Consider the following 20,558-nt stretch of genomic DNA (forward strand, 5'->3'; position numbering starts at 1 on the left):
TATGGAGAGAATATTAGGATTAGATGTTGGAGATAAGACTATAGGAGTTGCAGTAAGTGATCCCTTGGGAATGATTGCTCAAGGGGTGACTACTATTAGAAGAACTAGTATCAAAAATGATATGGAAGAGTTAAAAAATATTGTAAACGAATACAATGTAAGTAAAGTAGTAGTTGGTTTGCCTAAAAACATGAACAATACTATTGGTCCTCAAGGTCAAAAGGTTTTAAATTTTGTTGAAAAAATGAAAAAAGCTTTAAATAATATTGAGATAATATTGGAAGATGAGAGACTGACTACTGTATCTGCTGAACGTATGCTGATAGATGGAGATGTAAAGAGAGAAGAGAGGAAAAAAGTTATTGATAAAGTAGCAGCTACTTATATATTGCAGACTTTTTTAGATAGAAGATAAGAAGAAGGTGAATACTGTGGATGAAAAAATAATTCTTATAGATGAGATGGGAAAGGAAAAAGAGTTTGAGGTTTCTGCTACTTTTGGATTGGATGATTCTGACTACGCTGTATTGTTTCCTATTGATGATTTGGAAGGGGATGCTTATATTTTAAGAATTGAACATGATGCAGACGGTCAAGTATATCTTTCGGGCATAGATGATGATGAAGAATTAAACGATGTAATACTTGCTTATGAAACTATTGTTAAAGAAAATATGCAATAAAAGAAATTAGAGTAGTTGACATTTAATTTATATATATGTATTCTATATATAGAATGATTGAGCAGGTGAAAAAATGGATATCAATGCTGATAGTATAAAAGAAATATTAAAGGAAGCAGGGTATAAACTTACTACACAGAGAAGAGCTATATTGGATGTAATTATAGACAATAGGGGGAGCCATTTAAGTCCTGAGGAAATTTATGATATCGTAAAGGACAAATATCCAGAGATAGGATTGGCAACGGTTTATAGAACATTGCAACTTTTTGAACAATTGAACATAATTTCAAAACTAAATTTTGATGATGGATGCAATAGGTATGAAATAAATACAAATACAACGGATCATCATCATCATCATTTAATATGTTTAGGTTGCGGCAAAGTGTATGAAGTTAAATTGGATTTGCTGGAAAATCTAGAACATGAAATTGAGAAGGAAGGGATGTTTAGAATAGTAGACCACAATGTAAAATTTTTTGGGTATTGTAAAGAATGTCAAAAAAATTGTCAAAAATAAATCCCCTTATGGGGGTTATTTTTTTGTAGCGATTAATAATTAATATTTAGAATACTAAATATCATACTAAATGGGAAAATTAATGATTAAAGGAGTGATTATAGTTTGGCAAAGAAAAATAGCAAATTAAAAATAATACCTCTTGGAGGATTGGGAGAGGTTGGAAAAAATATTACAGTTATAGAATATGATGATGATATTGTAGTTATAGATTGTGGTCTTATTTTTCCTGAAGATGAGATGTTGGGCATAGATATGGTGATACCAGATATAACCTATCTATTGAAGAATAGGGAAAAGGTTAGGGCTATAGTTTTAACTCATGGACATGAAGATCACATCGGAGCCTTGCCATATGTTTTGAAAAAAATAAATGTTCCTATATATGGAACTAAGTTGACCTTGGGATTGGTGGAAAATAAATTTAAGGAACACAATATGAACAATGTAAAATTAAATATAATAAAACCAAATGACAATATAAATTTGGGATGTTTTAATATTGAGTTTATAAAAACTGCACATAGCATACCTGATTCTGTTGCATTGGCTATACACACACCTATTGGTACTGTTGTTCATACTGGTGATTTTAAGATTGATTATACACCAATAAACAACAATATGATTGATTTGCATAAATTTGCTGAGATAGGTAGCAGAGGAGTTCTTGCCCTTTTGGCAGATAGTACGAATGTAGAAAGACCAGGATATACTATGTCAGAGAAAACTGTTGGAGCTACATTTAATGATATTTTTTTGATGGCAGACCAAAGAATTATAGTTGCAACTTTTGCTTCAAATATTCATAGGATTCAACAAATTGTAAACTCAGCCGTATTGTTTGGAAGAAAAGTTGTAGTTTCAGGAAGAAGTATGGTGAATGTCATAAATGTAGCATTAGAACTTGGATATTTGAACATTCCTGATGGTACATTAATAGATATAAATGATATGAACAATTTCCCCTATAATGAAATAGTTGTCATAACTACTGGTAGCCAAGGTGAACCTATGTCAGCCCTATCAAGGATGGCATATTCAGAACATAGGAAATTGGAATTAGTTCCTGGAGATTTAGTTATAATATCAGCAACTCCTATACCTGGAAATGAGAAAACCGTTTCTAGAGTTATAAATCAATTGATGGAAAAAGGTGCAAATGTAATATATGAATCTTTGGCTGATGTCCATGTATCAGGTCATGCTTGTCAAGAAGAATTAAAGCTCATTCATACTCTTGTAAATCCTAAGTATTTCATACCTGTTCATGGAGAATATAGGCATTTAAAGAGGCATGCCCAATTGGCAGAAGAATTGGGAATGGATAAAGAAAACATATTTATAGCTCAAAATGGATCTGTTATAGAGTTTACTCCTGATTCTGCTCATTTTGGACCAAGTGTTACTTCTGGAAATATATTGGTTGATGGATTGGGCATAGGAGATGTTGGAAATATAGTGCTTCGTGATAGAAAGCATCTTTCTGAAGATGGTTTGATTGTAGTTGTAGTGACTATTAGTAAGCAAGATGGTACGGTTATAGCAGGACCAGATATTATATCAAGAGGATTTGTCTATGTAAGAGAATCTGAAGATCTCATGGAAGAATCTAGAGCTGTAGTAAAAGAAGTATTGGATGAATGTGTAAAAAATCACATAACTGATTGGGCTACGCTAAAATCTAATATTAGAGATGGACTAAGAGGTTTTATATATGAGAAAATAAAGAGAAATCCGATGATACTTCCTATTATCATGGAAGTGTAAAAAATGCTTCCAATGGAAGCATTAAAAATCAAGGAAGCCTTTTGAGACTCATTTTGGAAAGTTTTATATTAAGGAAAATTAGAATTTTCCTATGGGTTATAAAAAATATGTTCAATTGAGAAAGTCGTATAAAATTACGACTTTCTCTTTAGTATCTTATTTATTTATAGTATAATAATTAATAAATAAGATATTAAACTTTAAAGGAGGAACAGTATGGGTTTAAGACTTATTCTATATTTAGCATTACTTATAATTGGCGGCATGATAGGATATAAGGATTTGATGGGTGAAAAATTTAATAGCAAACTTGGGATTATACAAAATATTTGTCTTTTATTTCTTCTTTTTATCATGGGAATAAGAATAGGATTAGATGATAAAGTGATTTCTTCATTTTTTACTATTGGTATTAAGGCATTGTTTTTAGCTGTGTTCTCAATTGTTTTTAGTATATTTTTTGTAAGATTAGTAAGAAAATTCATAATAACCGATGAGGAGGAAAAGTCCCATGAGTCTTAAAATTATTCTATCTGTTGGACTAGGCATTGGTGTAGGATATTTTTTATTGCCATCTTGTTTTTTTCAATATACAGATATTGTAATAGACGTTGGATTGTGTCTACTATTGTTTTTTGTTGGAATAGATATTGGAAAGCAAAAAAACGTGTTTTCAAATCTCAAAAAAATGGGATTTAAGATATTGTTAGTTCCATTGATGATTATTGTTGGTAGCATCATTGGAAGTATAGTAGGAGGATTTTTCTTAAAGATGCCTATAAATGAAGCAGGAGCTGTAGGAGCAGGACTTGGCTGGTATAGTTTGTCGGCTATGATACTTGCTAGTTATTCAAATGAATTAAGTGCTATAGCTTTTTTGACCAATGTATTTAGAGAAATAATAGCACTCATAATAGTTCCAACAGTTGCAAATCGTATAGGTTTTTTAGAAAGTATTGCTCCTTGTGGAGCAACAGCAATGGATACATCTCTCCCAATTATTTCTAAATCTACAAATTCTCAGACGGCAGTAGTGGCCTTTATTACGGGAGTGATTTTATCTACATTAGTTCCCATATTGGTCCCAATCATGTTAAATATTTGATTAGGAGGAGATAAGATGAATGTTTATGATGAAGCTCATAGATTGGCAAAGTCTATAAAAGAATCTAATGAGTATAAGGAATACTGTGAAAAACAGAAGAAAGCTTTTTCAAATGAAAAAAACAAAGAGATGATTGAAGATTTTAGAAAAAAAGCTCTTGAAATTCAGATGGAACAGTTGTCAGGGAATGAAATATCTGAAGACAAGGTAGAAAAATTGCAGAAATTGCAAGATGTACTTATGCTAAATCCAGATATTAAAGATTATTTTATAGCTGAAATGAGATTTTCTCAATTGGTAGCAGATATCTATGATATAATTGAAAAAGCTGTAAATGTAGAGATAGAAGAAAATTAGAGTATTGGAGGGTTCGAATGGATACTAAATATTTAACTAAAGCTGGTCTAATTGCAGGTATATATGTTGTATTGGTTGCCATTCAAATTCCCATTGGACAGTTAGCATTTGGACCTATTCAATTGAGGATAGCGGAAGGTTTAACTTTATTGCCTTTAATAGAAAGTGCAGCTGTACCAGGCGTTTTTATAGGATGCTTTATTTCAAATTTGATATTGGCTTTTGTATCTGGTTTCGGGCTTATAGATATTGTTGGTGGCAGTTTAGTGACTCTTTTTGCAGCTTATCTGACAAGCAAAATGCCAAATAAAATTTTTGGAATTCTTCCACCTGTTATATTAAATGGATTTATAGTATCTATATGGGTATCTTATTTTACTAAGGTGCCATATTGGTATACTGTAATAGGGATTGCTGGAGGAGAGCTGGCTTCAGTGGCTATCTTTGGGAATATTATACTTATGGCATATAATAGTATATTTAGACAAGGTAATAAATAATTATTGCTTTTAGGACATAATTCTTGTAATGAAAAGCTAATGATTGTATAATAAAATAAGTAAAAGCTAAAAAAAGGTGGAGATTTTGTGTCAGAAAGTGCAAATAAAAAAAAGGGGAAGAAAAACAAAATAATATTTTTATTTCTACTTGTATTTATATTTATAGGATTGAGGGTTTATTATAAAAATAGTCTTGAAGCAGTTTCATATGAGAATCCTGTAGATATTAATGTAGATATTCCTATGGGGAGTAGTACAGCAAAGATTGCAGATATATTGAAGAGGGAAGGTTTAATTAAAGATAAAAATGTATTTAGATATGTAGTTAAAAGTCTAGGTCTTGATGGGAAATTGAAGGCTGGAGAATATATATTAAACACAAGTATGGATGTAAGTCAAATCATAGAAAATCTTTCTATGGGAGGAGAAAATAAAAATATAGTTAAATTTACTATACCTGAGGGATTTGAGCTTAAACAAATTGGAAGTAGACTTTCGGCAATGAATTTGGTAGATGAAGAAAAGTTTATGGCTTTGACCAAAAATGCTAGAAAATATGGGGACAAGTATCCCTTTTTAAAAGAGGTACCAAAAGGACTAAGTTTAGAGGGCTATTTGTTTCCAGCTACTTATACTGTAAAAATAGGATCTACAGAAGAAGAAATAATAGAGAAAATGCTGGATAAATTTGAAGAAGTCTATGAAGATAATATTAAAGACAATTTAGCTAATAGCGAATTGTCTTTAAATGAGATAGTGACTTTAGCTTCTATTGTTGAAAGAGAGGCTAAAGTTGATGAGGAAAGAGATATTATTTCTGCAGTATTTTACAATAGAATAAAAAAAGGTATGCTTTTAGAATCCTGTGCTACGGTTCAATATGCATTGGGAGAGAGAAAAGAAAAGCTTAGTTATGATGATTTAAAAGTAGATTCAGTTTATAATACTTATACACATAAGGGTTTGCCACCTGGTCCTATAGCTTCTCCAGGACTTAAATCTATTCAAGCAGCTATGCATCCAGCTGATGTAGACTATTTGTTTTTTGTGTCTAATGGAGATGGAACCCATACATTTTCAACGAATTATAAAGATCATATCAATGCTAAAAATAAAAAGTAGTATTTTTGTATTGAATATGGAATAATACGTGGTAGAACTCCACGTATTATTTATGTAACAAATTAAAGGAGAGATTTAGTTGAACAATATAAATGAGGAGTATATTGAAGAATACATAAGAAGTATATTGCCTTGTAAACCTGAAATTTTCATGGATTTGGAAAAGTATGCCAATGAAAACCATATACCTATAATTCACCCTGAAGTAGCACAATTTCTAATACTTATCTTAAAAATGAAAAAGCCTTTAAACATATTGGAAGTTGGAACAGCCATTGGATATTCGGCATTGATTATGGCATATGGAACCCAAGGTAAAGCAAATATTACAACTATTGAGAAAAGGCAAGATATGATTGATATAGCTATGAATAATATAAACAGTTCATATTATAGTGGCAAAATAGAAATTCTTGAAGGAGATGCAGAGGAGATATTGCCAAAATTGACTGGTAAATATGATTTTATATTTCTGGATGCATCAAAGGGTCATTATTTGGATTTTTTTAGAGATTGTTCTAAATTGTTAAATGATGATGGATTGATAGTTTCTGACAATGTATTATATAAAGGAATGGTTGCTAGTGATGAATTGGTTGTTAGAAGAAAAAAAACAATAGTTAAACGAATGCGACAATATTTAAAGTATATTTCTGATTTAGAAGGTTTTATAACAAGTGTTTTGCCTTTGGGAGATGGCGTAGCTTTAACGTATAAGGAAGGAGGGAATTAGTTGAAAAAATTAGAATTGTTAGCTCCTGCTGGAGATTTAGAAAAATTAAAGATGGCAATTATATATGGTGCTGATGCAGTTTATCTAGGTGGAGAAGAATTTGGTTTAAGGAAAGCTTCTAAAAATTTCACTATTGAAGAAATTGGTGAGGGAGTCAAATTTGCTCATGAAAGGGGCAAAAAAGTATATATTACTTTAAATATAATTCCTCACAATGAAGATTTGATTGGTTTAGATGAATATGTTCTTGAGTTGGAAAAACTTCATATAGATGGGGTGATTGTAGCTGATCCAGGAGTTTTTTCTATAGTTAGAAGGGTTTCTCCAAATATGCCAATACATTTGAGTACTCAAGCTAGCGTTACAAATTATGAAACTGTAAAGTTTTGGTATGATTTAGGAATCAAGAGAATAGTTGTTGCTAGGGAACTATCTTTAGAAGAAATCAAGGAAATTAAAAAGAGATTGCCTGAAGATTTAGAAATAGAAGCTTTTGTTCATGGTGCTATGTGCATATCTTATTCAGGTAGATGTTTACTTAGCAATTATATGGCAGGAAGAGATTCAAATAGAGGAGAATGCGCTCATCCTTGCAGATGGAAGTATACACTTATGGAGGAAAAAAGACCAGGCGAATACTATCCAATATATGAAAATGAAAAGGGAACTTTTATATTTAATTCAAAAGATTTATGCATGATAGACCATATTCCTGAATTGGTAGAAGCAGGTATTTCTAGTTTTAAAATTGAAGGAAGAGTTAAAAGTCAATATTATGTAGCTACTGTAGTTAGATCTTATAGGATGGCTATAGACGAGTATTTTAGATTAGGTAATCAATACAAATATAAAGAAGAGTGGCTAGATGAAATTAAAAAAGCTAGCTATAGAGATTTTACTACAGGATTTTACTTTAACAAGCCTACTGGTGAGGATCAAGTGTATACTAGTAGTTCTTATATTAGAGAATATGATTTTGTAGGGCTTGTATTGGATTATGATGAAGAAACTAAAATAGCTACTATAGAGCAGAGAAATAGAATGTTTTTAGGTGATGAAATAGAAGTTTTTGGGCCCAATAAAGATTATTTCAAACAAAAGATAGAAAACATGTGGGATGAAGAGGGAAATAGCATAGATGTTGCTCCACATCCACAGCAGATCGTAAAGATGAAGATGGATAGACCAGTCCAGAAATGGGATATCATAAGAATACCAAGAAGGGATTGATATAGTTGAAAAAACCTATAATCATAGGAATTACTGGAGGGACAGGCTCTGGAAAGAGTACTGTTTCAAAAGAAATCTATAAATCCATTGAAGATAAAAATGTGGCAATTATTGAACAAGATTCTTATTACAAAGACCAGAGCCATTTGACTTTTGATGAGAGAAAAAAGACAAATTATGACCATCCATTTGCTTTTGACAATGATTTGCTTATAGAGCATTTAAAAATGCTTATGGAAGGTAAAACTATAGAGAAACCTATTTATGATTTTGAAATACACAATAGAAAAAAAGAGACTGTGACTGTATGTCCTAAAGATATTATTATTTTAGAAGGGATACTTATATTGTATGATGAAAGAATTAGAGATTTATTGGACATAAAGATATTTGTAGATACAGATTCAGATGTGAGAGTTATAAGACGTATCACTAGGGACTTACAGGAAAGAGGAAGAAGTTTAGATTCTGTCATTGATCAGTATATGAGTACAGTAAGGCCTGCACATATGCAATTTATAGAGCCAACTAAGAAATATGCTGATATTATAATTCCAGAAGGTGGATATAACAAAGTAGCCATAGATATAATGGTTACGAAAATAAAATCTATAATAAATGCATAAAATTATAATACCTCCATTATAAATTGGAAATACTATTTATACCAATATAATGGAGGTTTTTTTATGAGGAGTCAAAGAAATAGTCCAATTAAAACTAAAATATTGAGATTGTCAATGTTGTCATTATCCATATTTATTATATTGATATCTAGACTTGCATGGATTCAAACTGCTAAATCTAATGAATATAGATTAGCAGCTATAAGACAAAGAGCGAGGGAAGTAAAAGTATATCCTCCTAGAGGAATTATATATGATAGAAATCTTATTCCTCTGACTAATAGAAGTAGAGTCACAACCATGTTTGTCATAAAAGATCAAGTTATAGATAATGAAGAGAGTATCAAATTTATCATGGAATATACAGATGCAAATAAGAAAAGTATTGTTGAGAATAGTTCTGACAAGATTTTAGAATTTCCACTTAAAAAAACTTTAAAAGATAAAAAATTGCCTAAAGGAATTTTTATTTCTGAAAAAACGTTAAGATATGATGAAATGAATATGCTGTCTCATGTTATAGGTTATGTAAAGCGAAGTGATAATAGCGGAGAAAGTGGGATTGAAAAAGTATTTGACGATATACTTAAAAACAATGAAGTAGGGTCTATATATTTTGAAGTTGATAATAAGAAAAAAAGAATTATACCTGGTGGAGGATTTGTAGTAGTAGAAAATGAAGAATTCAAAAAACCTAATAGTGTGAAATTAACTATTGATTATCATATACAAAAAATAGTAGAAGAGGCTATAGATGAGGAAAATGTCAATGGTGCTGTTGTAGTAGCTGAAGTAGATACTGGTGATATAGTGGCGGTTGCAAGTAGACCAAATTTTGATCAAGATGAAGTAGATGCTTATTTAAAAAAAGATAATATGGAACTTTACAATAAAGCTATTCAAGTTTCTTATCCTCCTGGTTCATTGTTCAAGATTGTGGTACTTCTTGCTGCTCTTGAAGAAGAGCCAGATATAGCAAATGAATATTTTTATTGTAGTGGATTTGAGAAATTAAATGATTTAGTCATAAAATGTAACAAAGAAGGAGGGCATGGCTACATTTCAGCGGAAGAAGCTTTTGCTAAATCCTGCAATTCAGTGTTTATTCAGATAGGGAAAAGGGTGGGAAGTAAAAAAATAATTGATATGGCTCAAAAGATGGGCTATGGTAGAAAATTAAATATAGGGCTTCTTGAAGAAGTTGCTGGAAATTTACCTTATGGAGAAGAGCTAATAGGGCCATCCGTAGGCAATATATCTATTGGTCAAGGAAAGATTGAAGTTACGCCTCTTCAAGTGACAAATATGATGATGATACTTGCAAATAATGGAGTGGAAAAAGATTTATCAATAGTTAAAGGAATAGTCACTGAAGATGGACGTATGGTTAAAGAATTCAAGAAAAACGAGGAAAAAAGAATTATATCTAAAGAAAACAGCCAAATAGTCAATAAATTTATGGCAGAAGTAGTACTGAGGGGAACGGCCAAGAAATTGAATTTAGAAGATATAGGAGGTGCTTGTGGTAAAACAGGATCAGCCCAAGCCATATTAAACGGGGAAAATACAATTCATGGTTGGTTTTCTGGATATTATCCAAGAGAAAATCCTAAATATGTGATTACAGTTTTTGTAGAAGAGGGGTTTTCTGGTTCTAAATCAGCTGTTCCTATATTTGGGAAAATTGCAAGAGAAATATATATGAAAAATAGATAGGACTGGCACTTCTATTGGGCTACCTTCATATACTTTATTAAGGGAAATATGGAGGTGCCTTTTCATGAGCATGACTTTTTGGTTTTTTTTGGGGGGGTTATTGAACCCTTTTTTAGTCTTTTCAGGATATATTTCCAGTACGAATTCTTTTCCAAATCCATTGACCAAGGAAGAAGAAGAATACTATTTAGATTTGTATGAGCAAGGGGATGAAGAGGCAAGAAATATTTTAATAGAAAGGAATTTAAGACTTGTAGCCCATATTGTAAAGAAATACACAAATACTGGGAAGGATTTAGATGATCTCATATCTATTGGAACTATTGGACTTATAAAAGCCATATCTACCTATGACAAAGAAAAAGGCACCAGATTAGCAACTTATGCAGCTAGGTGTATAGATAATGAAATACTCATGACTATTCGTGCAGATAAAAAATCTAAAGTAGAAATTTCTCTTCAAGAACCTATTGGAGTAGACAAGGAAGGCAATGAAATATCTTTAATTGATATATTAGGGACTGATGCAGATGAAGTTATTGACGAAGTAGATTTAAAAATACAAGTAAAAAAATTGTACTCAAAAATAAATGAAGTTTTAAAAGGAAGAGAAAAAACTATTATTGAATTGAGATACGGATTAGTTGATGGTGGCTGTAAAACTCAAAGAGAAATAGCAAATTTTCTTGGAATATCTAGATCTTATGTATCCAGAATTGAAAAGAGAGCTATAAAAAAATTAAACAAAGCTTTCAAAAATCAAAGCTGTTAAATTAAATAAAAATCCGGAAAAATCCGGATTTTTATTTGCTAGGAGTTATTCTTCTAAGCATTTCTTGAATTTCATCAGTAAAACCAGTTATAGGTCTTCCATTACGTATATCTCTTGCCATATTGCTAATTCTTTTATATAAATCTACATCTGCTGTAACTGTAACATTTTTTATATTTTTGTCAGTGTTTCTTACAGAACTTTCAACTTTTCTTTTTAAATCATTAGTCATTTTACCTTCTATATTATCTTTCATATCAATACCAATTAAAGCAGTATTTCCAGTTATTACACAAGTTGCACTGTTTACTTCTTTTAATTTTGCCACATTTCTTGCTATTTTTTCAGCCCTATCAGTCATATTTAAATTTCTGTCAGTTTTAACCATATCTCTATTTCTTACATCATTGTTTAAGTTAGAATCAATCCTATTATTTCCAACTTTATTTTGAGTTATATTTCTTTTTTGATTGGTTCCAACTCTATTTTCTATTCTTTCATTTCTTACATTTGGACGTTGAGGCGTTTTAGTTTGACACCCTGTAGCTGTAAAAACAAAAGCTAAAACTATTGTGAGGAAAATAGCTATTTTGTTATTTTTCAAATTCTTCACCTCCTAATTAATATTGTTTCATTTTATATTTTTTTTATGAAGGAACTTTAAGGGAAAATATATCATAATAAATATTATCATAAATGATATATTTAAAAAAATAAAAAAAATGATATACTAGTGATAAATAAAAATCATAGGAGTGAAAAAATGAATATAAATTGGAACACTCAATTGTATTGCCTAATAGGAAATCCAATTGAAAAAAGTTTGTCACCTGAAATTCACAATTATATTTTTAATATAAACAATATGAATTGCATTTATATGTGCTTCAACGTAGAGGATAATGATTTACACCAAGTATTAGATACTTTTAAAATTTTAGGAATTAAAGGCTTCAATGTTACAATTCCTTATAAAATTCACATTATGAAATATTTAGATGAGATTGATGAGGAGGCAAGATTGTTAGGTGCTGTAAACACTGTAAAATATCTAGATGGGAAATTTATAGGATACAATACTGATGGAGCTGGATTTGTCAAATCTCTCATAGATAGTGGAATTCATATAAAAGACAAAAAAATTTTAGTTTTAGGAGCAGGTGGTGGAAGTCATGCTATTTCTATGAAATTAGCACAGAGTGGAGCTAAAAAGATTATAATTTTAAATAGAACTATAGAAAAAAGCAAAAAATTAGCTTATAATATCTCTAATAAATTTGGAGATATATCAGTAGAATATGATGATTTAAAAAGTTTTTCCCAATATACAGATGTAGATATAGTTGTAAATTGCACTTCAATAGGAATGTATCCAGATACTGATGAAGTTCCTATTGATATTTCAATTTTTTCTAATAAAACTGTAGTTTGCGATATTATATATAAACCAATTAAAACAAAATTTTTGAAAAATGCAGAGAAAAAAAACATGAAGATAATTGGCGGCATGGATATGCTTATCAATCAAGCAATATTAAGTCAAAAAATATGGTTTTCTGTCGATAAAAATATAGCAATAAATATTGATGAAATAAAAGGATTTTTACATTATAGTGTAGAATAATAGTATGAAGCAAAATAGACTATAAAAAGGTGAATTGTATGAGAATGAACAATATGAAATTGGGAGATCTTCTATTGTATGCAAATAAAATTGATGACAAGCAATTAGAACAGGCATTGGATGAACAGAAAAAGACAAATAGAAGGCTTGGAGAAGTACTGGTAGAAATGGGATTTGTTACAGAAAACGATATAATAGAGGTATTGGAGTTTCAACTAGGTATACCTCATGTAGATTTGGAGAAATATATAGTCAATCCTAAAATAGCTAAAATAATACCTGAAAATTTGGCAAGAAGATATGATTTGATTGCTATAGATAAAAAGAATGGGTATTTAATTGTAGCTATGGCTGATCCTTTAAATATTTTTGCTATAGATGATATTAAACTTTCAACAGGATATGATATTCAACCGGTCATATCTTCAAAATTCCATATTTTAAATGCTATTGAAAAATATTATGAAGAAGAAGCGGCTAAAAAATTACTGGAAGAATTTGAGGGATCTTATGAACCGGTTTCAGTTGAAGATATAAACGAAGAAGAGCTTGTGGATGTAAATAGTGCTCCGGTTGTTAAGCTTGTAAATTCTATTATTGGACAAGCTATAAAGATGAGAGCTAGTGATATACATATAGAACCTTTTTCTGAAGAAATCAGAGTTAGATTTAGAATAGATGGGGATTTAGTAGAGATAATGACATTGTCTAAAAATAGCTTATCCGCTATAACTACTAGGATAAAAATCATGGGCAAAATGGATATAGCAGAAAAAAGAATTCCTCAAGATGGTAGGGTTGAAACTATACTTGAAGGAAAAGAAATAGATATGCGTATTTCTTCTTTGCCTACAGTTTATGGAGAAAAAGTAGTTATAAGATTACTTGATAGAAGCAATTTCATGTTTACAAAAAGTCAATTGGGATTTAGAAAAAGGGATTTAGATACTTTTGACAAAATATTAGCTCAACCTTATGGTATTATATTGGTTACAGGCCCAACAGGAAGCGGAAAGACAACTACTCTATATACTGTATTGAAGGAACTCAATAGTATAGAAAAAAATATTATTACTGTTGAAGATCCAGTGGAATATAAATTGAAAGGTATAAACCAAGTTCAAGTCAACAATAAAGCAGGACTTACTTTTGCCAGTGGTTTGAGATCTATTCTTAGACAAGACCCAGATATAATCATGGTTGGAGAGATAAGAGATTCTGAGACAGCAGAAATTGCAGTTAGAGCAGCTATCACAGGTCACTTGGTATTGTCAACTCTTCATACCAATGACACTGCTTCAAGTATAGCTAGACTTGTAGATATGGGGATTGAACCCTATTTGATATCTTCTGCAGTTATAGGGATTATTTCTCAAAGACTTGTTAAGAAACTTTGCGATAAATGCAAAGTACCCTATGAGGCTAGTGACATTGAGAAGGAGATTTTGGGTATAGATACAAGTGAAAGTATTACTTTATATAGACCTAGCGGTTGTAATGTATGCAACAATGGATTTAAAGGAAGAACTGCTGTCCATGAAGTGATGAATATAGATGAAGAAATAAGAAATTTCATAGATAAAAAGATGACAACAGATGATATTAGAAATTCTGCTGTGAATAAGGGAATGAATACTCTGTTTGAAAATGCTAAAAAGCTTGCATTGGAAGGCACAACTACTGTAGATGAAGTATTGAGAGTAGGATATACTTTAGGATAGGGGGATTTTGATGGAACTATTTGATTTAATAAAAATTGGGACAGAGAAAAATGCATCTGATATTCACTTAACAGTTGGAGTACCACCTATATTTAGAATAAATGGTTCCTTGATAAAATATGGGGAAGAAGTACTAAGACCTGAGGATACAAAAAAATTAGTTCAAGAGATATTAAATGAAAGACAGTTTGAAGAGTTAAATAGAAATGGCGAAATAGATACTTCTTTTTCTAGTCCTGGTGTTGGAAGATTTCGTGTCAATGCGTATAAACAAAGAGGTAGTTTTGGAGCGGCACTAAGAATTATTCCGCTTAAAATTCCTACTATGGAGGAATTGGGACTTCCTAAAGTAGTCAGTGATTTAGCTAGACAACCAAGAGGACTTGTCCTTGTAACAGGTCCAACAGGAAGTGGAAAATCTACTACTCTAGCTTCTATGATAGATCTCATAAATCACGAAAGGAGTTGTCATATTTTAACGCTTGAGGATCCCATTGAATATTTACATAGACATGAAAAAAGTATCGTTAATCAAAGAGAAATTGGCTCCGATTCCTATAGTTTTTCAAATGCACTTAGGGCAGCTTTAAGGCAAGACCCAGATGTGATATTGGTAGGAGAGATGAGGGATTTAGAGACAATAGGTATAGCTCTTACAGCTGCTGAAACTGGCCACTTAGTTTTTTCAACTCTTCATACATTGGGAGCAGCTAAAACTATTGATAGAATCATAGATGTATTTCCACCTCATCAACAGCAACAAATTAGAATTCAATTTGCGTCTACTATACAGGGCATTGTTTCTCAACAATTATTGCAAAAATCTGATGGAAGCGGTAGAGTTGCTGCTTTTGAAGTGATGATTGCAACTCCAGCTATAAGAAATTTGATTAGAGAAGAAAAATCTTATCAGATAGATACAGCTATTCAAACTGGTGCAAAGTATGGAATGGAAACTATGGACAATTCCATATTAGAACACTATAAAAAAGGAATTATATCAAGAGAAACAGCTTTAAATCAAGCATTTAATACAGAACTCATGAAAAGATATGTGATTTAGGGTGGTGATGATTTGATTTATAAATATAGGGCTGTTTCAGATACAGGTCAAATAACAGAGGGAATTTTTGAAGGTCAAAGTACAGAAGATGTCATATATATGCTAAAGGGAAAGAAATTTCATCCTATTTCTATTGAAGAAGCTGAAGTTTCAGACCCTAAAAGGGCAATTTCACTAAATTCTAAAGTGGGGAAAAAAGATATTGCTGTATTTTGCAGACAGTTTTATACTATGCTCAATGCTGGAATAAGTATTGTAACTTGTCTTGATATACTTGAAAAACAAACTGAAAATAAAACCTTAAAAAATGCTATAAAAGAAAGTTATGAAGATGTACAAAAAGGTATGACTTTGTCTGAGGCAATGAAAAAACATGAAAAAGTATTTCCAATGCTTTTAATAAACATGGTGGAAGCTGGAGAAGTGAGTGGTACTCTAGATGTCATTATGGACAGAATGGCTACTCACTATGAAAAGGAAAATAAAATTGACAATAAAGTTAAAGGTGCCTTTGTATATCCAGTTATACTCATCATTGTATCCATAGCAGTAGTTATATTTTTGTTAGTCAATGTCATGCCTACATTTATAGGCATGTTTGAAAGTAGTGGTACAGGATTACCTACTCCGACTAGAATATTATTAAATATGAGCAATAGACTTGAGAATTATTGGTATATAGATATTTCAATTATATTTTTGATATTTATAGGTATCAAGTTTTATAGTCATACAAATTCAGGAAGACTTTTATTTGATACTATAAAGCTTAAAATTCCTGGTATAAAAAGGACTAATATAAAAATCATCACATCTAGATTTACGAGAACCTTAGCAACTCTTTTATCTAGTGGTATACCTCTCATTCAAGCCTTGGAGGTAGTGAGTAGAGTTGTTGGAAATGTAGTTGTAGTAAATGGACTTGAAGAAGCTGTAAAAGATATAAGAAAGGGAGTACCTCTTTCAACTACCATAAAGGATATTGATATTTTTCCTCCAATGGTATATTCTATGATTAAAGTAGGAGAAGAATCAGGTTCTCTTGATGAAATACTTCTAAAAACCGCAGATTTTTATGATGATGAAGTAGAAGTATCTCTTCAAAAAATGACAACAGCATTAGAACCTATACTCATAGTGGTCATGGCACTCATCATTGGATTTATAGTCATAGCTATGGCAATGCCAATGTTTGATATGGTGAACACAGTACAGTAGGTTTCAGGGCAAAACTATCGAAAGGTAGTGACGCAAAGCCAGAGTCTAAAGCTATCCTTGATAGCATGATCGTTCGGCTGCATAAATTATAAAAGTTTATATTTATGCAGCCTTTTTTATACATAAAATAAAAAAAAAAACAATATCAATTTGAGGAGGTGATGTTATAGAATATAAATAAATGTCAGCATTTATAAAAATTATAAAAAATTAAGGGGGAAGAAAAATGTTTGAATACTTTGTAAAGAAATTAAGTAAAGACAACAGAGGATTTACATTGATTGAATTGGTAGTTGTAATAGCAATACTAGGAATATTGGCAGCAATAGCTGTGCCAAGATGACAAGTTCTAGAAAAAATGCAGCAATAACAGCTCATAATGCTAATGTTAGAACATTAGAAAGTGCAGCTAATATGTTTTTGGCAGATGGTGGAAGTGATACAACATGGGATAAGGAAAGCTAAATCTGAGGAGTGGGGTAAATATTTACAGGATTGGCCTATGGTACCAGAGGGGTTAGAACAATAGTTGAAACAACAATAGTATATACGAAAAAAGAAGATAGTGATGAGTATTAACAACTAAAGAAGGGGAAAGACTGCAAGAATGAAAAATATAGGGTAGAAATAAAAAATGGGGGAATAACTGTAACTCCTGGTTTAATAAACAAATAACGATAACCTAACTAATTCCACGGTGAATTATCTCTAAAGGATCTGGCTACATAAATCTATACTCATAGGATTCATATTCAGATATTTATATTCATAATAGGCACAATCATTGGTTCATTTCTAAATGTATGTATATATAGAATACCAAGAGAAGAATCAATCGTATTTCCATCTTCTCATTGCCCAAGCTGTGGCACTCCTTTGAAGTGGTACAATTTGATACCTAGTATTGAGTTATATTTATCAAAGGGGAAAATGTAGCTACTGTGGAGAGCCTATCTCCCTGCAGTACCCTATTGTTGAATTTTGAATGGTTTAATATATTGATTATTATTTAAACATTTTGGGGGAACTTAGCATAGATTTCATATTTTACTCAATCATATTCAGTATTTTATAGATTATAAGTTTCATAGATTTTAATTTTCAAATCATTCCAGATTCACTTAATATATTTATATTTATTTCAGCAATCATATATAAACTACCACAATTTATATTGTATGATACATCCCCAAATATTATCAATAGTATATTAGCACTAATTATTTCCAGTGGTATATTTTTAATTATAGCCATAATATCAAAAGGTGGAATAGGTGGAGGAGATATAAAACTCATTGGTGTACTTGGATTTATTTTAGGTATCAAATTTACCTTATTAAACATATTTCTATCATTCATTCTTGGCGCAATCATATCTATATTTTTATTATTATTTAAAATCAAGGGAAAAAAAGACCCAATCCCCTTCGGCCCATTTATATGCATAGCCTTTATGATAGTAACGTTGTGGGGAGAAGAAATTATCGGATGGTATATTCAAACTTTTATTTTATAATGTTTTTTTAAGGGTGATAAAGAGTTATGAAAAAAGATAAAGGTTCAACTTTAATCATGGTAATAGTTGTATCCAGTATTTTGATTATGTTCAGCATAGCCTTAAATACTATTTCTATTAGTGAAGCAAAACAGGCAATGTTTCAACAGAAAAAAATGCAAGCATATTATATTGCACGTTCAGGAGCTGTGGCTACTGCTGATTGGATAACAACTATGGAAAGTGAAGATATTGAAAAATTTAGTGCGATGAAGTTCCCGTTTTCAAGTTCACCTCAAGATTTTGGTGAAGGATTTTTTGAAGTCATTATAGATAAGATAGATAAAGAATTAGTGATATCTTCTATAGGAAAAGTTTCAAATGGAGATAGTGGATATATTACTGATAAGGTCACAATAGTATTAAATCAGAACAATACAGACTTATTTAAATTTGATTCAGCTATTTTTTCTAAAGGCAATACTGATGTTCGGGGAAATGTCTATATAAAAGGAGCTATTGGTTCCAATTCTCAAGACAGTGATTCTATTTGTATTCGTGGTAACACAAAGATAGATGGTACTATATACATAAATCCTGAGGGAAATGAAAATGAAATTGTCAGCTATAGAAGTGGATATGCAAAACCAAATATTAAAAAATTAGATAAAGTGAGAGAATACCCTATACCAGTTTTGCCACAATACCCTGAAGATTTACCTGACAAAGGGGATATATATTTAAATTACTTTGCATATAAAACAATTAACAGTGATGGTTGTTACAATAGTATAGTTATTGGCCCGGGAGCTACTTTAATTATAAATGCTGGGACAAGAGATATAACTATTCGTACGAAAACTTTAAATTGTCAAGGTTCTATAAGGGTTGTTGGAGATAAAAATGTGTTTATTTACGTAGATGATTCTATAAATATGATTGGAAATACTTCTATTATAGGCAAAGCAGAACAAACAAGATTATATTATAGAGGTAAGGATAAATTAACGTTACATGGAAATATAGATTTATATGCTTCTTTATATATAGGTGCTGCAGATTTAGAAATCACAGGTAACAGTTTCGTAAGAGGTGACATAATTACTGGTGGTGCAAATCTATATTATAATGGGAACAATGAGACTTACAAAGGTATAATATATGCCCCAAATGCTAAGGTATTATTTCATGGCAATGCTACAATAAAAGGCGCAGTTGTTGGTGGCAACGTAGAGGTTTCTGGCAATTATGATATAATGCACGATCCTTCCCTTGAAAATAAAATACCAATTGAAACTGAAAAAGGCTCTAGTAATGGGTATATGATAAAGTATTGGAGATGAAAAAAATGAATAGAGGGAACATATTAAAAAATATTTGTAATAAAAAAGGTTTTACATTGATAGAGGTTATCCTTTCGATTTCTATTATTGGTATATTATCAGTTGTACTTTTATCATGTTTACCTAACAACTATAAAAATATAATATCATCTGGAACTAGAACTAAAAGTGTATTTAATGCTCAAGAAAAAATAGATAAAGCAATCAAAAATATATCAGTAGTAGATGGAGATTCTCAATTAAGTAAACAAAGTGAAACTATCAATATCAAGTTTTCGAATTCAGATAGGAATATAATTTCAACTGGTCCAATAACAGGAAATATTGTTACTTCAAATTCCAATGATAAAAAAGCTGTAACGATAATAACCTTTGTTCCTTCAAGGTGATGTAATTATTTGGGGAGAGATATTAAATATGAATAATAAAGGAATCACATTAATTGAATTGCTGTTAAGCCTTGCATTTATGATGGCGATTGTTGGATTAATTTTTAATATTTATATAATGAGCAAAAGAGTATTTAACGCGTCTGTTGAACAAAGTTTTACACAAAAAAATTCCAGACTAGTTTCTGATTTTATTATTAAAGAGCTACGCAATGCGAAAGTTATTGAAATGGATGAGAATAATATAAAAAATAAAGGCAATAGATATTATTGTTTATCTATAAAAAATGATGGATATAACAATTATTTAGCTAAACAAACAATAGAAAATGGTGAAATAATTTCAGAAAATCAATACGGAAATAATTTAGAAAATATAATATTCATGTCTACTGAGGAAAAAGAAATTATGAAAGTTATAGTTATTAGTAAAGAAAAAGAGAAAGAATTTGAAATTGAATTTGAATTTCTACTCAATAATATAGATAAATTGAATGTAAACATTGAAGGATCTAATAGAATATATTATTTGAAGCGTTAATGTGGAGAAGAATAAATGATCTAGAAA

27 protein-coding genes and 1 riboswitch are annotated in these 20,558 nt (G+C 30.7%); of the genes, 26 read left to right on the plus strand and 1 reads right to left on the minus strand.

What is annotated here, in order from left to right:
* Position 1 precedes the first annotated feature (1 nt).
* The 14 genes from ruvX to sigK all read left to right on the plus strand — a co-directional run bounded on the left by ruvX (position 2) and on the right by sigK (position 11,137).
* The gene (gene ruvX, locus ACFWUA_RS09960) at positions 2–415 is read left to right on the plus strand and encodes a Holliday junction resolvase RuvX (RefSeq protein ID WP_416197870.1); all 414 of its coding nucleotides are present in this window, start codon (positions 2–4) and stop codon (positions 413–415) included.
* A 16-nt stretch (positions 416–431) separates the two neighbouring features.
* Entirely contained in the window at positions 432–683 is a 252-nt protein-coding gene (locus tag ACFWUA_RS09965) for a DUF1292 domain-containing protein (protein WP_416197871.1), read from the plus strand.
* A 73-nt stretch (positions 684–756) separates the two neighbouring features.
* Positions 757–1,206, plus strand: coding sequence for a Fur family transcriptional regulator (locus tag ACFWUA_RS09970; protein ID WP_416197872.1), 450 nt, complete (start codon positions 757–759; stop codon positions 1,204–1,206).
* 105 nt (positions 1,207–1,311) lie between these two features.
* Complete coding sequence (locus tag ACFWUA_RS09975) at positions 1,312–2,976, plus strand: ribonuclease J (protein ID WP_416197873.1); 1,665 nt, start codon at positions 1,312–1,314, stop codon at positions 2,974–2,976.
* Positions 2,977–3,192: 216 nt separating this feature from the next.
* Positions 3,193–3,498 carry a LysO family transporter gene (locus ACFWUA_RS09980; protein ID WP_416197874.1) on the plus strand — a complete coding sequence of 102 codons (306 nt, stop codon included), beginning with the start codon at positions 3,193–3,195 and terminating at the stop codon, positions 3,496–3,498.
* Positions 3,488–4,081 carry a lysine exporter LysO family protein gene (locus ACFWUA_RS09985; protein WP_416197875.1) on the plus strand — a complete coding sequence of 198 codons (594 nt, stop codon included), beginning with the start codon at positions 3,488–3,490 and terminating at the stop codon, positions 4,079–4,081. Before ACFWUA_RS09980 ends, ACFWUA_RS09985 begins: the two co-directional genes overlap by 11 nt.
* Before the next feature lie 15 nt (positions 4,082–4,096).
* Entirely contained in the window at positions 4,097–4,438 is a 342-nt protein-coding gene (locus ACFWUA_RS09990) for a YlbF family regulator (protein ID WP_416197876.1), read from the plus strand.
* A gap of 17 nt (positions 4,439–4,455) precedes the next feature.
* Entirely contained in the window at positions 4,456–4,938 is a 483-nt protein-coding gene (locus ACFWUA_RS09995; protein ID WP_416197877.1) for a QueT transporter family protein, read from the plus strand.
* Positions 4,939–5,025: 87 nt separating this feature from the next.
* On the plus strand, positions 5,026–6,060 hold the full coding sequence (gene mltG / locus ACFWUA_RS10000; protein WP_416197878.1) for an endolytic transglycosylase MltG: 1,035 nt from the start codon (positions 5,026–5,028) through the stop codon (positions 6,058–6,060).
* A gap of 79 nt (positions 6,061–6,139) precedes the next feature.
* Entirely contained in the window at positions 6,140–6,793 is a 654-nt protein-coding gene (locus ACFWUA_RS10005) for an O-methyltransferase (protein WP_416197879.1), read from the plus strand.
* Positions 6,794–8,023, plus strand: a complete 1,230-nt coding sequence (locus ACFWUA_RS10010) for a peptidase U32 family protein (RefSeq protein WP_416197880.1) — start codon at positions 6,794–6,796, stop codon at positions 8,021–8,023.
* Positions 8,024–8,028: 5 nt separating this feature from the next.
* Positions 8,029–8,649, plus strand: coding sequence for a uridine kinase (udk, locus tag ACFWUA_RS10015; RefSeq protein WP_416197881.1), 621 nt, complete (start codon positions 8,029–8,031; stop codon positions 8,647–8,649).
* Between the two features lie 63 nt (positions 8,650–8,712).
* The gene (locus ACFWUA_RS10020) at positions 8,713–10,365 is read left to right on the plus strand and encodes a peptidoglycan D,D-transpeptidase FtsI family protein (RefSeq protein WP_416197882.1); all 1,653 of its coding nucleotides are present in this window, start codon (positions 8,713–8,715) and stop codon (positions 10,363–10,365) included.
* Between the two features lie 70 nt (positions 10,366–10,435).
* Positions 10,436–11,137 carry an RNA polymerase sporulation sigma factor SigK gene (gene sigK / locus ACFWUA_RS10025; protein ID WP_416199196.1) on the plus strand — a complete coding sequence of 234 codons (702 nt, stop codon included), beginning with the start codon at positions 10,436–10,438 and terminating at the stop codon, positions 11,135–11,137.
* 31 nt (positions 11,138–11,168) lie between these two features.
* On the opposite strand, the gene ACFWUA_RS10030 is transcribed toward sigK, so the two are convergent.
* Positions 11,169–11,741 carry a YhcN/YlaJ family sporulation lipoprotein gene (locus ACFWUA_RS10030; RefSeq protein ID WP_416197883.1) on the minus strand — a complete coding sequence of 191 codons (573 nt, stop codon included), beginning with the start codon at positions 11,739–11,741 and terminating at the stop codon, positions 11,169–11,171.
* 159 nt (positions 11,742–11,900) lie between these two features.
* On the opposite strand from ACFWUA_RS10030, the gene aroE reads away from it, so the two are divergent.
* The 12 genes from aroE (at position 11,901) to ACFWUA_RS10090 (ending at position 20,531) form a co-directional block, all read left to right on the plus strand.
* On the plus strand, positions 11,901–12,761 hold the full coding sequence (gene aroE / locus ACFWUA_RS10035) for a shikimate dehydrogenase (protein ID WP_416197884.1): 861 nt from the start codon (positions 11,901–11,903) through the stop codon (positions 12,759–12,761).
* Between the two features lie 38 nt (positions 12,762–12,799).
* A complete protein-coding gene (locus ACFWUA_RS10040) occupies positions 12,800–14,482 on the plus strand; it encodes a GspE/PulE family protein (RefSeq protein ID WP_416197885.1) in 1,683 nt (560 codons plus the stop codon).
* A gap of 10 nt (positions 14,483–14,492) precedes the next feature.
* Positions 14,493–15,545 carry a type IV pilus twitching motility protein PilT gene (locus ACFWUA_RS10045; protein ID WP_416197886.1) on the plus strand — a complete coding sequence of 351 codons (1,053 nt, stop codon included), beginning with the start codon at positions 14,493–14,495 and terminating at the stop codon, positions 15,543–15,545.
* A 12-nt stretch (positions 15,546–15,557) separates the two neighbouring features.
* Positions 15,558–16,763, plus strand: a complete 1,206-nt coding sequence (locus tag ACFWUA_RS10050; RefSeq protein WP_416197887.1) for a type II secretion system F family protein — start codon at positions 15,558–15,560, stop codon at positions 16,761–16,763.
* A riboswitch (cyclic di-GMP riboswitch) is annotated at positions 16,761–16,848 on the plus strand. It overlaps the preceding gene by 3 nt.
* A gap of 141 nt (positions 16,849–16,989) precedes the next feature.
* The gene (locus ACFWUA_RS10055; protein WP_416197888.1) at positions 16,990–17,106 is read left to right on the plus strand and encodes a type IV pilin protein; all 117 of its coding nucleotides are present in this window, start codon (positions 16,990–16,992) and stop codon (positions 17,104–17,106) included.
* On the plus strand, positions 17,103–17,228 hold the full coding sequence (locus ACFWUA_RS10060) for a hypothetical protein (protein WP_416197889.1): 126 nt from the start codon (positions 17,103–17,105) through the stop codon (positions 17,226–17,228). Before ACFWUA_RS10055 ends, ACFWUA_RS10060 begins: the two co-directional genes overlap by 4 nt.
* 351 nt (positions 17,229–17,579) lie before the next feature.
* Entirely contained in the window at positions 17,580–17,699 is a 120-nt protein-coding gene (locus ACFWUA_RS10065) for a prepilin peptidase (RefSeq protein ID WP_416199197.1), read from the plus strand.
* Positions 17,668–17,748, plus strand: coding sequence for a prepilin peptidase (locus tag ACFWUA_RS10070; protein ID WP_416199198.1), 81 nt, complete (start codon positions 17,668–17,670; stop codon positions 17,746–17,748). The genes ACFWUA_RS10065 and ACFWUA_RS10070 overlap by 32 nt, the downstream gene beginning before the upstream one ends.
* 147 nt (positions 17,749–17,895) lie before the next feature.
* Positions 17,896–18,279, plus strand: coding sequence for a prepilin peptidase (locus tag ACFWUA_RS10075; protein WP_416199199.1), 384 nt, complete (start codon positions 17,896–17,898; stop codon positions 18,277–18,279).
* A gap of 26 nt (positions 18,280–18,305) precedes the next feature.
* Positions 18,306–19,601, plus strand: coding sequence for a pilus assembly PilX N-terminal domain-containing protein (locus ACFWUA_RS10080; protein ID WP_416197890.1), 1,296 nt, complete (start codon positions 18,306–18,308; stop codon positions 19,599–19,601).
* 5 nt (positions 19,602–19,606) lie between these two features.
* Positions 19,607–19,990 (plus strand): prepilin-type N-terminal cleavage/methylation domain-containing protein, encoded by a 384-nt coding sequence (locus ACFWUA_RS10085; RefSeq protein ID WP_416197891.1) that lies wholly within the window; start codon positions 19,607–19,609, stop codon positions 19,988–19,990.
* 28 nt (positions 19,991–20,018) lie between these two features.
* The gene (locus ACFWUA_RS10090) at positions 20,019–20,531 is read left to right on the plus strand and encodes a PilW family protein (protein ID WP_416197892.1); all 513 of its coding nucleotides are present in this window, start codon (positions 20,019–20,021) and stop codon (positions 20,529–20,531) included.
* Positions 20,532–20,558: the final 27 nt, after the last annotated feature.

It is taken from the genome of Sporanaerobacter sp., assembly GCF_047830725.1.
Taxonomy (GTDB): domain Bacteria; phylum Bacillota; class Clostridia; order Tissierellales; family Sporanaerobacteraceae; genus Sporanaerobacter.

Excerpts from the sequence above, each read along its gene's own strand:
- ruvX (WP_416197870.1), top strand. The coding sequence starts at position 2 with ATGGAGAGAATATTAGGATTAGATGTTGGAGATAAGACTATAGGAGTT.
- ACFWUA_RS09970 (WP_416197872.1), top strand. The coding sequence starts at position 757 with ATGGATATCAATGCTGATAGTATAAAAGAAATATTAAAGGAAGCAGGG.
- ACFWUA_RS09980 (WP_416197874.1), top strand. The coding sequence starts at position 3,193 with ATGGGTTTAAGACTTATTCTATATTTAGCATTACTTATAATTGGCGGC.
- ACFWUA_RS09985 (WP_416197875.1), top strand. The coding sequence starts at position 3,488 with ATGAGTCTTAAAATTATTCTATCTGTTGGACTAGGCATTGGTGTAGGA.
- ACFWUA_RS09990 (WP_416197876.1), top strand. The coding sequence starts at position 4,097 with ATGAATGTTTATGATGAAGCTCATAGATTGGCAAAGTCTATAAAAGAA.
- ACFWUA_RS09995 (WP_416197877.1), top strand. The coding sequence starts at position 4,456 with ATGGATACTAAATATTTAACTAAAGCTGGTCTAATTGCAGGTATATAT.
- ACFWUA_RS10020 (WP_416197882.1), top strand. The coding sequence starts at position 8,713 with ATGAGGAGTCAAAGAAATAGTCCAATTAAAACTAAAATATTGAGATTG.
- sigK (WP_416199196.1), top strand. The coding sequence starts at position 10,436 with ATGACTTTTTGGTTTTTTTTGGGGGGGTTATTGAACCCTTTTTTAGTC.
- aroE (WP_416197884.1), top strand. The coding sequence starts at position 11,901 with ATGAATATAAATTGGAACACTCAATTGTATTGCCTAATAGGAAATCCA.
- ACFWUA_RS10040 (WP_416197885.1), top strand. The coding sequence starts at position 12,800 with ATGAGAATGAACAATATGAAATTGGGAGATCTTCTATTGTATGCAAAT.
- ACFWUA_RS10045 (WP_416197886.1), top strand. The coding sequence starts at position 14,493 with ATGGAACTATTTGATTTAATAAAAATTGGGACAGAGAAAAATGCATCT.
- ACFWUA_RS10055 (WP_416197888.1), top strand. The coding sequence starts at position 16,990 with ATGTTTGAATACTTTGTAAAGAAATTAAGTAAAGACAACAGAGGATTT.
- ACFWUA_RS10060 (WP_416197889.1), top strand. The coding sequence starts at position 17,103 with ATGACAAGTTCTAGAAAAAATGCAGCAATAACAGCTCATAATGCTAAT.
- ACFWUA_RS10080 (WP_416197890.1), top strand. The coding sequence starts at position 18,306 with ATGAAAAAAGATAAAGGTTCAACTTTAATCATGGTAATAGTTGTATCC.
- ACFWUA_RS10085 (WP_416197891.1), top strand. The coding sequence starts at position 19,607 with ATGAATAGAGGGAACATATTAAAAAATATTTGTAATAAAAAAGGTTTT.
- ACFWUA_RS10090 (WP_416197892.1), top strand. The coding sequence starts at position 20,019 with ATGAATAATAAAGGAATCACATTAATTGAATTGCTGTTAAGCCTTGCA.